This is a genomic window from Pseudomonas reinekei (genome assembly GCF_001945365.1).
Lineage (GTDB): Bacteria > Pseudomonadota > Gammaproteobacteria > Pseudomonadales > Pseudomonadaceae > Aquipseudomonas > Aquipseudomonas reinekei.
Genome location: NZ_MSTQ01000062.1, coordinates 1 through 554 on the forward strand (window position 1 = coordinate 1; position 554 = coordinate 554).

Annotated in this window: 1 protein-coding gene; it reads right to left on the reverse strand. The window is 55.8% G+C overall.

The features are described 5' to 3' along the window. Positions 1 to 487, reverse strand: a 487-nt coding sequence (locus BVK86_RS28995; protein ID WP_425272408.1) for a T6SS effector phospholipase Tle3 domain-containing protein, incomplete at its 3' end; no start/stop codon positions are given. Positions 488 to 554 lie beyond the last annotated feature (67 nt).

Genomic DNA, 554 nt, shown 5'->3' on the forward strand with positions numbered 1-554 from the left:
CAGCCTTGGCAAAGTGGCGATCCAGGCGGTTGCCGTGGATATCCTGAAACTGGTTGCGCATCCGGAACGGATCACCGGCGTCATCACGCTTGACGTGGTCCGGCGCGGCCCGATAGCCCCAGTAGAACGGGATCATCAGGCTACGGATTTTTGGGGCGTTAGTATCTCGGCGATAAAGATAAGTGTCAGGATCATCGAGAACGGCACTCTGATCATTGCTCAACGTTTCAAGCGGCACTTCTTTAGCCGCACTGTAAGCCGCCCCATACCGCCCCGCCTTCAAATCCCGCCGATCCAGCCGTTCATTCACCCCCTGGCACAACCCGGTTTCCACCGACTCATAAGACGCCCCGGGGTCATTCACACCGTGCAAAAAAATCACCACGCCTGGCAGGTCTCGCGGCACCGCAATGTTGCGATCCGTGGATCTATTCGGCAGCAAACGACTCGTGCTGGTGGCGATCACTGTGTTGTCCGTATAGCTCATGCGTTCCATATCCTTTTGAAATCATGTTCCTCTTGCTGATCCACAGAGGAGCAGTGTCCTTTTACTG